General features: G+C 64.0%; 15 protein-coding genes and 1 riboswitch. Of the genes, 8 read left to right on the top strand and 7 right to left on the bottom strand.

The window, feature by feature from the left end; all coding sequences use genetic code 11:
* Position 1: 1 nt before the first annotated feature.
* Both FFS68_RS17480 and FFS68_RS17475 read right to left on the bottom strand, forming a co-directional pair.
* Positions 2-1108: an aminotransferase class I/II-fold pyridoxal phosphate-dependent enzyme gene (locus FFS68_RS17480; RefSeq protein ID WP_249340225.1), complete on the bottom strand. Its 1107-nt coding sequence runs from the start codon at positions 1106-1108 to the stop codon at positions 2-4.
* A 108-nt stretch (positions 1109-1216) separates the two neighbouring features.
* Complete coding sequence (locus FFS68_RS17475; RefSeq protein WP_088472186.1) at positions 1217-1453, bottom strand: acyl carrier protein; 237 nt, start codon at positions 1451-1453, stop codon at positions 1217-1219.
* A 162-nt stretch (positions 1454-1615) separates the two neighbouring features.
* Here FFS68_RS17475 and FFS68_RS17470 point away from each other — a divergent pair, with 162 nt between their 5' ends.
* Positions 1616-2185, top strand: coding sequence for a Pycsar system effector family protein (locus tag FFS68_RS17470; protein WP_137754477.1), 570 nt, complete (start codon positions 1616-1618; stop codon positions 2183-2185).
* A 278-nt stretch (positions 2186-2463) separates the two neighbouring features.
* On the top strand, positions 2464-3858 hold the full coding sequence (locus FFS68_RS17465) for an MATE family efflux transporter (protein ID WP_137754476.1): 1395 nt from the start codon (positions 2464-2466) through the stop codon (positions 3856-3858).
* Here the strand turns inward: FFS68_RS17465 and FFS68_RS17460 are convergent.
* The gene (locus tag FFS68_RS17460; protein ID WP_137754475.1) at positions 3815-4321 is read right to left on the bottom strand and encodes a hypothetical protein; all 507 of its coding nucleotides are present in this window, start codon (positions 4319-4321) and stop codon (positions 3815-3817) included. The two genes, FFS68_RS17465 and FFS68_RS17460, sit on opposite strands and share 44 nt — an antisense overlap.
* Positions 4322-4460: 139 nt before the next feature.
* Between FFS68_RS17460 and groES the strand changes: the two genes are divergently transcribed.
* The 3 genes from groES to FFS68_RS17445 all read left to right on the top strand — a co-directional run bounded on the left by groES (position 4461) and on the right by FFS68_RS17445 (position 7434).
* Positions 4461-4748, top strand: a complete 288-nt coding sequence (gene groES, locus FFS68_RS17455) for a co-chaperone GroES (RefSeq protein WP_088440350.1) — start codon at positions 4461-4463, stop codon at positions 4746-4748.
* Between the two features lie 63 nt (positions 4749-4811).
* Positions 4812-6455 (top strand): chaperonin GroEL, encoded by a 1644-nt coding sequence (gene groL, locus FFS68_RS17450; RefSeq protein ID WP_137754474.1) that lies wholly within the window; start codon positions 4812-4814, stop codon positions 6453-6455.
* A gap of 211 nt (positions 6456-6666) precedes the next feature.
* Positions 6667-7434 (top strand): glutaminyl-peptide cyclotransferase, encoded by a 768-nt coding sequence (locus tag FFS68_RS17445; protein WP_137754473.1) that lies wholly within the window; start codon positions 6667-6669, stop codon positions 7432-7434.
* On the opposite strand, the gene FFS68_RS17440 is transcribed toward FFS68_RS17445, so the two are convergent.
* The 4 genes from FFS68_RS17440 to FFS68_RS17425 all read right to left on the bottom strand — a co-directional run bounded on the left by FFS68_RS17440 (position 7431) and on the right by FFS68_RS17425 (position 9379).
* Entirely contained in the window at positions 7431-8120 is a 690-nt protein-coding gene (locus tag FFS68_RS17440; protein WP_137754472.1) for a DJ-1/PfpI family protein, read from the bottom strand. The two genes, FFS68_RS17445 and FFS68_RS17440, sit on opposite strands and share 4 nt — an antisense overlap.
* A gap of 21 nt (positions 8121-8141) precedes the next feature.
* Positions 8142-8234, bottom strand: a riboswitch (ZMP/ZTP riboswitch).
* 34 nt (positions 8235-8268) lie between these two features.
* Positions 8269-8487 (bottom strand): hypothetical protein, encoded by a 219-nt coding sequence (locus tag FFS68_RS17435; RefSeq protein WP_137754471.1) that lies wholly within the window; start codon positions 8485-8487, stop codon positions 8269-8271.
* 83 nt (positions 8488-8570) lie between these two features.
* Positions 8571-8867, bottom strand: coding sequence for an entericidin EcnAB (locus FFS68_RS17430; protein ID WP_137754470.1), 297 nt, complete (start codon positions 8865-8867; stop codon positions 8571-8573).
* A gap of 191 nt (positions 8868-9058) precedes the next feature.
* A complete protein-coding gene (locus tag FFS68_RS17425) occupies positions 9059-9379 on the bottom strand; it encodes a hypothetical protein (protein WP_137754469.1) in 321 nt (106 codons plus the stop codon).
* Between the two features lie 228 nt (positions 9380-9607).
* Between FFS68_RS17425 and FFS68_RS17420 the strand changes: the two genes are divergently transcribed.
* The 3 genes from FFS68_RS17420 to FFS68_RS17410 are packed head-to-tail and all read left to right on the top strand — an operon-like array spanning position 9608 to position 12596.
* Positions 9608-10600: a metalloregulator ArsR/SmtB family transcription factor gene (locus tag FFS68_RS17420; RefSeq protein ID WP_137754468.1), complete on the top strand. Its 993-nt coding sequence runs from the start codon at positions 9608-9610 to the stop codon at positions 10598-10600.
* Positions 10597-11535: a methylenetetrahydrofolate reductase gene (gene metF, locus FFS68_RS17415; protein WP_137754467.1), complete on the top strand. Its 939-nt coding sequence runs from the start codon at positions 10597-10599 to the stop codon at positions 11533-11535. The genes FFS68_RS17420 and metF overlap by 4 nt, the downstream gene beginning before the upstream one ends.
* Positions 11532-12596, top strand: coding sequence for a homocysteine S-methyltransferase family protein (locus FFS68_RS17410; protein ID WP_171003946.1), 1065 nt, complete (start codon positions 11532-11534; stop codon positions 12594-12596). The genes metF and FFS68_RS17410 overlap by 4 nt, the downstream gene beginning before the upstream one ends.
* Positions 12597-12713: the final 117 nt, after the last annotated feature.

Raw genomic sequence — 12713 nt, 5'->3', positions numbered from 1 at the left:
GCTATGTTCGGCGAGATCCTGGGCCGCTTTGAACGCGCGGGCAAGCGCCGTACAGCCCTTCCTCCAGCAGTGCTTCCCACATCATCGCGCCCTTTTCGAGGTCGGGCATGATCACCGCGATGATCGCCGACTGCGGCTCGTCGGTGCCGAGCGTGAAGCCAAGGTCGCGCAGTCCCTTGTGCAATATTTTCGAGTTTTCCCACAAATGCGCGCGCTTGTTCGACCCGTGCATCAGCTTGCGGATGCTCGTCGCGGCGGTCGCGACGACGCTGGGCGGCAATGACGCGGTGAACACATAGGGGCGGCACACCAGCCGCAAGATCTCGAACTTCGGATGGTTCGACACACAGAAACCACCGACGGTGCCGACGCTCTTGCTGAAGGTGCCGATGATGAAATCGACATCGTCCAGCACGCCCTGCGCTTCGGCAACGCCGCGGCCATTTTCGCCGATGAAACCCATCGAATGGGCTTCGTCGACCAGCACCATCGCGCCGGCTTCCTTCGAGACGCGGATCATTTCCTTCAGCGGCGCGATGTCGCCCAGCATCGAATAAACGCCCTCGAGCACCACCAGCTTGCCCGCTTCGGGGGGCAGCCGCTTCAGCCTCTTTTCGAGCGCCTCGACGTCGTTGTGGCGAAAGGCGACGATTTCGGCGTTGCCCATCGCGCAGCCGTCATAGATCGACGCATGGCTGTCGATGTCGAGAATGACATAATCGCCCTTGCCGGCGATGGTGCTGATGATGCCGAGGTTCGCCTGGTAACCCGTTGAAAACACCATGGCATGATCCATGGCGTAAAATTCCTTGAGCGCCTCTTCGCATTCCTTATGGCCCTGATAGGTGCCGTTGAGGACGCGGCTGCCGGTGGTGCCGCTGCCGAATTTGTCGAGCGCATCCTTGCCCGCGGCGATGACATCCTCGTCGAAGGTCATGCCCATATAATTATAGGTGCCGAGCAGGATCGTCTCGCGCCCGTTGCAGATCGCGACGGTCGGCGAGACCACCTTCTCCATCACCAGATTATACGGATCGGTGACCCCGGTCGCGAGCAGGGTTTCGCGCTGCTGGATCAGCGGGTCGAATTTCGAGAAAAGGTCGGTCATATCAAATATCCTTGGCCCGTTCGTGTCGAGCGAAGTCGAGACACCCGTCGGCGTGGCGTAAGGTCGAGGGGCATCTCGACTTCGCTCGATGCGAACGGAATCGGGAGTCTAGCCTTGCAGCTTTTCAACCGCCGCGACCAGCTGGCCGACGGTTTCGATTTCGGCCTGCATGTTCATGCTGATGATGATGTCAAACGTGTCTTCGACTTCGGCGACAAAATCCATCACCGTCAGGCTGTCCCATTCAAGGTCGCCGGCAAAGGTGGTCGCGTCGGTCAGCTCGACGCCTTTCTTGTTGAACGGGCCGATCAGGCCGAAAATCTGGTCGCGCAGGGCGGTGCTCATGTGGTGCGTCCCATAAAGGAATAAGATTGCGCGCGGGAATGCCGCGCTCGTCCCCGATTGGCAAGCGAATGCGGCGGGAACAGGGCAGCATCTTGCCGCCCCGGGCACTTCGTGGCATCCCTGTGGCGGGTCGCTGGCGCATTACGGACGGGGGCAAAGCGCATGGACAGCGAAAACGCATCGACACCAGCGCCGCGGCCGGCGGTTTCCTTCCCGCCGAACGCGGTCCACCTCGTCCGCACCAACCAGCAACTGACGATGCAATTGTCGCAAATGGCGGATCAAAAGGCGTCGATCCTGATGGGGGCGACCTTCGTCGTGTTCACGCTCGCGGTGGGGCAGGCGCGCGCCGGAGCGGGGGCGCTCGCGATGCCGCTGACCATCCTCGCGACCTTTTCCTTTCTGTCGGCGCTGCTCGCGGTGTCGGCGGTGCTGCCGCGCGTCGGCAAGGCGCCGCCGATCGTGTTCAAGGACGGCAAAGACCACAGCAACATCCTGTTCTTCGGCCGCTTTGCCCAGATGGAGGAGGATGAGTTCATCGACGCGGTGAAAGCGCGGCTGCACAGCGAGGAAGATCTGTACGAAACGATGCTGCGCGACACCTATCAGAACGGCATCGTCCTCGCGCGGCGCAAATATCGCTATCTGGCCTATGCGTATCGCCTGTTCGTCGTCGGGCTGACGTTGACCTTCGGGGCGTTTGCGTTCGAGATGGTGGCGATGTGGGCCTGAATCCCTCCCCCTTGATGGGGGAGGCAGCGAGACTTGCCAGCTTGCTGGCTAGTCGCAGCGGAGGGGGTGGGCTCGCGGCCTGAAACGATGGTGCAAGGACGCACCATCACCCCCATCCAACTTCGCCTAATCGCCTGCGGCGATAAGGCTGCGTATCCTTCCCCCATCAAGGGGGAAGGCGGGCCGCTGTTGCCTTTTTGCCACCCCCGCCATCGAAAATCCCCCCGATAGCCGCCCCGGATTGAACCGCCGCGCCGCTGCGCCTATCCGGGCCGGCTATGTTGCAACAGGCCACGCCTTTGACCGCGGAAACACCGCGGGGTCTTCGCCAGGAATTCCGGGCGACGCTGGCGCTGGCCTTGCCGCTGGCGGCGGCAAACCTGCTCCAGATGCTGGTCCACGCGATCGACGTCATCTTTGTTGCGCGGCTCGGCGACGCGGCGCTCGCCGCCTCGTCGCTCGGCGTGTCGATCTTTGGCCTGCTGCTGTGGACCGGCAGCGGGCTGGTCGGCGCCGCCGCGCCGCTGATCGCCGCCGAACTCGGCCGCCGCAAACATGCGGTGCGCGAGGTGCGCCGCACGGTGCGCATGGCGCTCTGGCTCAGCGCTTTGGTGTCGCTCGTCTTCATGGGCATCTGCGCCGCGGGCGGGCCGATCATGACCCTGACCGGCCAGCCCGCCGAAACCTCGGCGCGCGCGGCGGGTTTCTTGCTGATCCTGATGTGGGGCATGTTCCCGATGATTGCGGCGACGGTGCTGCGCATCTTCGTCTCGGCGCTTGGGCGGCCGACGATCGCGACGGCGATCACCTTTGGCGCGCTTGGGGTCAATGCGCTCGGCAACTGGGCGCTGGTGTTCGGCAATCTCGGCATGCCCGCGCTCGGGCTGCACGGCTCGGCGATCTCCAGCGTGCTCACCAGCGTGCTGATGCTGCTCGCCTATGTCGTCGTCATCCAGTCCGACCGGCGGCTGCGGCGCTATCATCTGTTCGGCAATATGTGGCGCACCGAATGGACGCGCTTTTTTGACATGTTGCGGATTGGCACCCCGATCAGCCTGACCATTTTGGCCGAGGCCGGATTGTTCACCGGCGCCGCCTTCCTGATGGGACGGATCGGCGAAGCCGAACTCGCGGGCCACACGATCGCGCTCCAGGTCGCGGCGCTCGCTTTCCAGATTCCGTTCGGGGTGGCACAGGCGGCGACGATCCGCGTCGGGCTGGCCTATGGGGCACGCGACCACCGCGGCATCGCACAGGCCGGACAGGCGTCGCTGGTGCTGGGCATCGGCTTCATGGCGTTCACCGCGCTGCTGATGTGGCTGTTCCCGACGCTGGTGTTGTCGATCTATGTCGATGTCGACGCGGCGCGCAACGCGGCGCTGGTCGGTTTCGCGATGCAGTTCCTCGTCGTTGCCGCGGCGTTCCAGCTGTTCGACGGCGCGCAGGCGGTTGCTGCGGGCGTGCTGCGCGGCTTGCAGGATACGCGCACCCCGATGATCATCGCGATCTGCGGATACTGGATCGCTGGCTATGGCACCGCGATCTATCTCGGCTTCTGGACCCCGCTCGCCGGGGTCGGGGTGTGGATCGGGCTGGCGGTCGGGCTTATTGTGGTGTCGGCGGTGCTGCTTATGCGCTGGCGGATGCGGGCGCAGCTGGGGTTGTTGCCTTGAGTTGCTGCTGAGTGAATTGCGTAGCGAGGCGGTTCGCGTCCTGCGTCATCTGCCTAAGCTGATCGAGCGAGACGACGCGAAGCGGTTTGTCTGACAGACTGGCATTCTGAAAACCCAGCCAGTGCTCGATAGCTTTGGTCTCGTCATATTGAACGATGACGGTCAGCACCGCATGGGCGAGGTCCGACCGCATGTCGTTCAGCGTCATGATCGCGGCAATTCGGTCATCCAGCTTCTTGGGATGAACGAACCGGTCGCGAGACGCCGTCAGATATTTCAGTTTCTGAGAAAACAGAGCGCGTGGTGCGGCCTTGAGCTCAAGCCGGACAAGATACTCGGTCACCGCGCCTTCGAGCCGTGAAAAGGCATCGATGAACCGACCGCGAGTCAACTGTCCCTCGGTCCAGATGGTGTTGGGATTTTGCTCTTGGCCGCCCTTGCTGATCGGAATCTCACACCCCATCTGGCCGCTCTACCGGCCAGCCGAAAATTTTCCCTTAATCGCCTTGACGCTGTCACACCCCCCACCCATATGGCCGTCTGTTAGCACTCACGCCCTGTGAGTGCTAAATGACATCCATTGCATCATTGGAGGGATATCCATGCAATTTCGTCCGCTGCACGACCGAGTGCTCGTCCGCCGTATCGAAGCCGAAGAAAAAACGGCTGGCGGCATCATCATCCCCGACACCGCCAAGGAAAAGCCGCAGGAAGGCGAAGTCGTCTCCGTCGGTTCGGGCGCCCGCGCCGATGACGGCAAGGTGACCCCGCTCGACGTCAAGGCCGGCGACCGCATCCTGTTCGGCAAATGGTCGGGCACCGAAGTCAAGGTCGACGGCGAAGAGCTGTTGATCATGAAGGAATCGGACATCCTCGGCGTCATCGCCTGAGCTTGTTTGTCGATTTGCGAGTGAAGTTGCGCAGTTTTCTGCGCCTTTGAAAGGAATAGCCCCATGGCTGCAAAAGACGTAAAATTTAGCCGCGACGCGCGCGAACGCATTATGCGCGGTGTCGACATCCTCGCCGACGCGGTGAAGGTCACCCTCGGTCCCAAGGGCCGCAACGTCGTGATCGACAAGAGCTTCGGCGCCCCCCGCATCACCAAGGACGGCGTTACCGTCGCCAAGGAAATCGAACTCAAGGACAAGTTCGAGAATATGGGCGCGCAAATGGTCCGCGAAGTCGCTTCAAAGACCAACGACCTCGCCGGTGACGGCACGACCACCGCGACCGTACTGGCGCAGGCGATCGTCCGCGAAGGCATGAAGTCGGTTGCCGCCGGCATGAACCCGATGGACCTGAAGCGCGGCATCGACCTCGCGGTCACTCGCGTTGTCGAAACCATCAAGGCGCAGTCGAAGCCGGTTTCGGGCACCGCCGAAATCGCGCAGGTCGGCATCATTTCGGCCAATGGCGACACCGAAGTCGGCGAGAAAATCGCGCAGGCGATGGACAAGGTCGGCAAGGAAGGCGTGATCACCGTCGAAGAAGCCAAGGGTCTCGATTTCGAGCTCGACGTTGTCGAAGGCATGCAGTTCGACCGCGGCTATCTGTCGCCTTACTTCATCACCAACCCGGAAAAGATGCTCGTCGAGCTGGCCGATCCGTACATCCTGATCTTTGAAAAGAAGCTGTCGAACCTTCAGTCGATGCTGCCGATTCTCGAAGCGGTGGTGCAGTCGGGCCGTCCGCTGCTGATCATCGCCGAAGACATCGAAGGCGAAGCGCTCGCCACGCTGGTGGTCAACCGCCTGCGCGGCGGCCTGAAGGTCGCGGCCGTCAAGGCGCCGGGCTTCGGCGATCGCCGCAAGGCGATGCTGCAGGACATCGCGATCCTCACCAACGGTGAAATGATCAGCGAAGACCTGGGCATCAAGCTCGAAACCGTCACGCTGAACATGCTGGGCCAAGCCAAGCGCGTTACGATCGACAAGGACAACACGACGATCGTCGATGGTGCCGGCGATGCCGACACGATCAAGGGCCGCGTCGAACAGATCCGCGCGCAGATCGAAACGACCACGTCGGATTACGACAAGGAAAAGCTGCAGGAACGTCTGGCGAAGCTCGCCGGCGGTGTTGCGGTCATCAAGGTCGGCGGTGCTTCGGAAGTCGAAGTTAAGGAACGCAAGGATCGCGTCGATGACGCCCTCCACGCAACCCGCGCTGCGGTCGAAGAAGGCATCGTCCCCGGCGGCGGTACCGCACTTCTGTACGCCACCAAGGCGCTCGAAGGCCTGTCGGGCATCAACGAAGACCAGACCCGCGGCATCGACATCATCCGTCGCGCGCTGCAGGCTCCGGTTCGCCAGATCGCCGAAAACGCCGGTTTCGACGGCGGTGTCGTCGCTGGCAAGCTGTTCGACCAGAAGGACAGCAACTTCGGCTTCAACGCTTCGACCGACGTCTATGAAGACCTGGTCAAGGCCGGTGTCATCGACCCGACCAAGGTCGTCCGCATCGCGTTGCAGGACGCCGCCTCGGTCGCCGGTCTGCTGATTACCACCGAAGCCGGCATCGCCGAATCGCCCGACGACAAGCCCGCCATGCCCATGGGCGGCGGCGGCATGGGCGGCATGGGCGGCATGGACTTCTAAGTCCAAACCGTTCGGCGCTCAGTCGACAGAAATCGGGCCGGGGGAGCAATCCTCCGGCCCTTTTCTTTGCAGGTCACCCTCATCGTCATCCCGGACTTGATCCGGGATCCATCTCGGCGGCGCGGTCATGGATGCCGGATCAAGTCCGGCATGACGAAATAGGGAAGCTGGGACATTGCCGGTTAAGGCGATGCCGCATAACTAGGCCGTGATGATGTTCGTCCTTGCCCTCGCACTGCTCGCCGATCCTGCCGCTGCGACGTCCGCCGTGCCGCAGGCGATAGAGCGTTGCGGCTATCGTATCGTCGAGACCTACCCCCACGACGCGACCAGTTTCACCCAGGGCCTGTTCTGGGATGGCGGCCATCTTTACGAAGCCACCGGCCAGTACGGCCGCTCGCGCGTCGCGCGGCTCGACCTCAAGACCGGCAGGGCGGTCGCGCAGACAAAGCTGCCGTCCGACCAGTTCGGCGAGGGGATCACGCGCTGGCGCGACCAGATCATCGGCGTCACCTGGCAGGGCGGGGTCGGCAATCGCTGGTCGATCAAGGATCTGAAACCCGTCGGCACGTTCACATATGCGGGCGAAGGCTGGGGGGTGACGCTGGTCGGTGACAGCCTGGTGCTGAGCGACGGCACGTCGCAGCTGCGCTTCTTCGATCCCGCGACGATGACCGAGCAGAAGCGTGTGACGGTGCGTTTCGGCAGCCGCCCGCTGGCGATGCTTAATGAGCTTGAGGCGATTGATGGCGAAATCTGGGCCAATGTGTGGATGACCGACAGGATCGTGCGGATCGATCCGGCCAGCGGTGCGATCAAATCCTGGATCGACCTGTCGGGGCTGAAGGAACAGGCCGGTGCGCGCGGGGTCGACAGCGTCCTCAACGGCATCGCGTGGGATGCGAAAAAGAAGCGCCTGTTCGTCACCGGCAAATATTGGCCCAAACTCTACGAGATTGCACTCGCCGACTGCCGCTAGCCAGTGAGCGCCTGCGCCATCCGCGCCGCGGCGGCGTCATAAACGCGCGCTTTCAACCCCGCGGTGATCGCCGCTGGCGTGCGGTCGGGGTGGCCGCCGACATAGGGCGGCGCGGGGTCATATTCGATCGCGAGCTGAATCGCCTGCGCCACCGCGTCGCCGTGCAAGCGGCCGATCAAGGTCAGCGCGAAATCGAGCCCCGACGTCACCCCGCCGCTGGTGACGACATTGCCGTCCTCGACGATGCGCGCCGCTTCAGGGGCGGCGCCGACCAGCGGCAGCAAATGGGCATAGGCCCAGTGCGTCGTGGCGCGCTTGCCCGCCAGCAGTCCGGCGCGGCCGAGCAGGAAGGCGCCGGTGCAAACGCTGGTCACCCAGCGCGCGCCCCCGGCCTGACGGGTAATGAAGTCGATCGTGGCGGCATCGCTCAGCGCGTCGGCGACGCCATGTCCGCCGGGGACGCACAGGATGTCGGCCTGCGGACAACTGGCGAAATCATCGGTCGGCAGGATCGCAAAGCCGCTGTCGGTGGCGATCGGATCGCGGCTGGCGGCGGCGCCGACCAACCGTGCGCCGGGCATCCGGCACAGCGCCTGCGCGGGCGCAGTGAAATCGAGCTGGGTGATGCCCGGAAAGAGCAGGAAGACGACGGTGGTCGACGTCGGCGTGGCAGGGGTATCGGTCATGCGGATGTCCTTGCGCTGGCGATGGATCACCCAGGCGCGCGGCTCGAAATGGCGGGTCCGCCAGCCCCGCTTCCCGATGGGTCTCCATCTTCAGCGCCAGTCGCGGGGCCCAAGCAGGATAATATCGCTGTTCACGAAGGGAAAGATGCTATTTGTCCGCCTGCTCGGCCTTTTTCACCGCCGACTCTGTATCGCCCACGGGCGCGGCGTCGCGGCTTTCGAGCATTTCGGCGGCATCGTCGAGCGCCTTCGCCTCGCTGACCGTTACCCCGCCGGGGCCAGGCTCGTTGTCGGTGCGGCTGCACCCCGCGGCCAGCCCCAAGGTCGCTGCAGCGGCGAGGATCTTTGCCAAACTGTCACGACCCATCACGACATCTCCCACGAAAAAGGGCTCCATCCGCGAAGAATGGAGCCCTTCCATAGTCGCACGCTCAGACACGTGCCAACGACTTATTGCTTGTCGTTGGCTTCGGCCTTGGCGGTCTCTTCGGCGATCTTGTCGCCCGCGGCGGCGGCGGCGTCGCCGGCCGCGTTCACGGTGCCTTCGACGGCGTTGCCGGCATCGTCGGCAGCAGCGGCGGTGGCGTCGGCGGCGTCGGCCGCACCTTCGGCGACGGCATCGCCAGCGGCGGCGGCATCGTCAGCAACGGCGGCGCCGGCTTCCGAGGTTTCTTCCTGGGCCTTTTCCGAGCAGGCGGTCAGGCTGAAGGCCGCGGCGGCCATCGAAGCGATGAGGATCTTGCGCATGGGTAATTCCTTTCGAATAAATGACCGTGCAAACGGCCATGGACGCAGAGAGTTAGCGAGGGATCAGGGGCTTGGCAATCAATAGCTTTTGCTGCCTGGCCGCATCATATCTGTCCCCAAAAAGGCCAAAGGAGCCGTCGGCGAACCGACGACCCCCCGTGTTCCTTTGGCCAAATTGGCCGGAAAGATGCTTACTTCTTAGCTTCTTCCATCGCGCCCTTGGCGGCGTCGGTCGCTTCCTTGGCGGCGTCAGCAGCTTCGGTCGCCTTGTCGGCGGCAGCAGCGGTGTCGCCAGCAGCGGCGGCATCGGCGGCACCTTCAGCAGCAGCGCCGGCCGTGGCAGCAGCGTCGGCAGCGCCTTCGGCAGCTTCCATCGCGCCGTCAGCGGCACCTTCGACGGTCGCTGCCGTGTCTTCGGTGGCGGCGGCGGTGTCGTCGGCGGCCTTTTCACCGCAAGCGGCGAGGCCCAGCGAGGCGGCGAGGACGAGCGACAGCGTGATCGATTTTTTCATTTGGGAAACCCCTCTCGGATTGAACTGATCGACCGGCACAGGAACAGATCGATCCCGAAATATGCCAATCAGGTGCAGAATTACTCGCTCGGCAAATGGCGTGCAACGCCCTTTTTGGACGAGCCGGGATGTTTCGTCGCAAACTTGTGCCGGTCCGATCTTGCATGGCGGAAATAGGGGTTCGCGGCTCGGTTGACCGGATATAAAGAAACCTTTATATGTACTCCCATGAGCGAGCTGATCGACATCTTTCGTGCCTTGGCCGACCCGACGCGCTTGCGAGTCGTGGCGCTGCTGCGCGAAATGGAGCTGGCCATCGGCGAGCTGGCGGTGGTGCTCGACCAAAGTCAGCCGCGCGTCTCGCGGCATGTGCGTATTCTGGTCGAGGCGCGCATCGTCGAACGGCGGCGCGAAGGCAGCTGGGTGTTCCTGCGGATCGCCAAGAGCGGCCCCATTGCCGAGATCATCGGGCAGGCCGACCAATGGCCATTCTCGTCGCGTGAGGCGCTGGTCATCGCCCATGATGCGCGGCGACTGGCGGCGGTGCGTGACGAACGGGTGGCGGTCGCCGAGCGCTATTTTGCCGAGCATGCGGCCGAATGGGACGCGATCCGGTCGCGCCATGTCGCCGAAAGCGAAGTCGAAGCCGCGATGCTGGCGATGATGCACAACCGCCGGCTCGGTCACCTGCTCGACATCGGCACCGGCACTGGCCGGATGGCGGAGATTTTCGCGCCGATCGCGCGCCGGATTACGGCGCTTGATCGCAGCCCCGAAATGCTGCGCATCGCGCGCGCCAAGCTGGCGGGGCAAACGACCCCGGTCGATCTGTTGCAGGGCGATTTCCTGAACCTGCCCGTGGGCGACGCCAGCGTCGACAGCATCGTCATCCACCAGGCGCTCCACTTTGCCCACGAACCCGACCGGGTGATTGCCGAAGCCAGTCGGGTGCTGCGCGGCGGGGGGCATCTGCTGGTCGTCGATTTTGCGCCGCATGAGGATGAGACGCTGCGCAATCTTGCCGCCCATGCGCGGCTCGGCTTTTCGGATGCCCAGATCCGTGGCTGGTTCGCCTCGGCTGGGCTGCTGCTGGAAAGCAATCAAACGCTCGAAGGCGGAGAACTGGCCGTGAAGCTATGGCTCGGCCGCCGACGCAGCGATGAAGATCAACCGCCGGTTGCCCATGATGGCGACGGCCAACCCAAAAGGCTTGCGGCATGACGTCGAATTTGAACTCGCTGGCGGAAGCGCGCCGCGCCGCGGCGTCGCCGCTGTTCGCCAATCTGGAAGGCGACATCGGGGTCAGCTTTGAATTTTTCCCGCCCAAGACGGAGAAGATGGAAGCGCAGCTGTGGGATACCTTCCGCACGCTTGAACCATTGGCGCCGCGCTTTGTTTCGGTCACCTACGGTGCGGGTGGTTCGACGCGCGAACGCACCCATGCGACCGTCGCGCGCATCGCTGCAGAGAGCGCCGTGCCGCCCGCCGCGCATCTGACCTGCGTCGAGGCCTCGCGCGCCGAGATTAACGAGGTCGCAGAGGCCTATTGGGAGGCTGGGGTGCGGCACATCGTCGCGCTGCGCGGCGACGTGCCGGGAGGGGCGCCGTACAGCGCGCATCCGCAGGGCTATGCCAATGCGATCGAGCTGGTGGCCGGACTGAAAGCAGTGGCGCCGTTTGAAATCTCGGTCGCCGCGTATCCCGAAACCCATCCCGACGCCGATTGCCCGCAGGCCGATCTCGACAATCTGAAGCGCAAACTCGACGCCGGGGCGACGCGGGCGATCACACAGTTTTTCTTCTCGCCCGACAGCTTCCTGCGCTTTCGCGACGCGGCGGCGGCGGCGGGGATCGACGCGCCGATCATTCCGGGCATCCTGCCGGTGTCGAATGTGTCGCAGACGCGGCGCATCGCCGATATGTGCGGCACCGCGATCCCGGCCTGGATGGTGTCGCTGTTCGACGGGCTCGACGATCATCCCGCGGCGCGGCAGTTGGTGGCGGCGACTGTGGCCGCCGAAATGTGCCGTCGTCTGTACGCCGGCGGGGTTCGCGATTTCCATTTCTACACGCTCAACCGCGCCGAACTCAGCTATGCCATCTGTCATCTGCTGGGATTGCGGCCGGTCGCAAATGCAAAGGATCAGGCCGCATGAGCGCCAATTCGAAATTGGGGGCGCGCGAAGCCCTACAGGCGGCTGCTAAGGACCGCATCCTGCTGACCGACGGCGGTTGGGGCACCCAGATCCAGGACCGCAAGCTGGTCGAAGCAGATTATGCGGGGTCGCTGGGACTGACGCATGACCAAAAGGGCAATAACGACATCCTGGCGCTGACCCGCACCGATGTCGTCACCGCGATCGGCGAGGCCTATCTGGCGGCGGGGTCGGACATCGTATCGACCAACACCTTCAGCGCCAACCGGATCAGCCAGGCCGATTATGGCGCCGAACATCTGGTCGCCGACATTAACCATGAAAGCGCGCGGCTGGGTCGCGCGGCCGCCGACAAATATGAAGCGATGGACGGTCGCCGCCGCTTTATCGCGGGTGCGGTCGGGCCGACGAACAAGACATTGTCCCTGTCGCCCGACGTCAACAACCCGGGCTATCGCGAGATCGATTTCGACGAGCTGAAAGATGTCTATCTCGATCAGGTCGTGGCCTTGGCCGAGGGCGGCGCCGATTTCATCCTGATCGAGACGATCTTCGACACGCTGAACGCGAAGGCGGGGATCGCGGCGGTGCTCGAGGCCGAGGCGAAGGTCGGGCGCGAATTGCCGCTGATGATTTCGATGACGCTCACCGACCTGTCGGGCCGCAACCTGTCGGGGCACACGGTCGAGGCGTTCTGGTATGCGGTGCGCCATGCGCGGCCGCTGACGATTGGGCTCAACTGCTCGTTCGGCGCCGCGCAGCTTCGTCCGCACGTGAAAGTGCTGTCGGAGATCGCTGACGCGCTGGTGATGGTTTACCCGAACGCCGGACTGCCCAACGAGCTGGGCGAATATGACGAGATGCCCGATACCACCGCGGGGCTGGTGCGCGAGTGGGCCGAGCATGGTCAGGTCAATATCCTGGGCGGCTGCTGCGGTTCGACCCCGGCGCATATCGCGGCGATGGCGAAGGCGGTCGCGGGATTGCCCGCGCGGCCGATTCCGCAGGTGCCGGTGCGGACGAGGCTGGCCGGGCTGGAACCGTTTACGATGGCGGCGTGATTCTAACCCCTCCCCTTCAGGGGAGGGGCAGCGAGACTTGCCAGCTTGCTGGCTAGTCGCAGCGGGGTGGGCCAAGCGGCGTCGCTCTATGCCTCCCCTGAAGGGGAGGGGTTAGAA

This window comes from Sphingopyxis sp. L1A2A (genome assembly GCF_005502465.1).
Taxonomy (GTDB): Bacteria; Pseudomonadota; Alphaproteobacteria; order Sphingomonadales; family Sphingomonadaceae; genus Sphingopyxis.
Note: the sequence above shows the minus strand (reverse complement) of the source record. Positions and strands in the feature narration are given on the sequence as shown.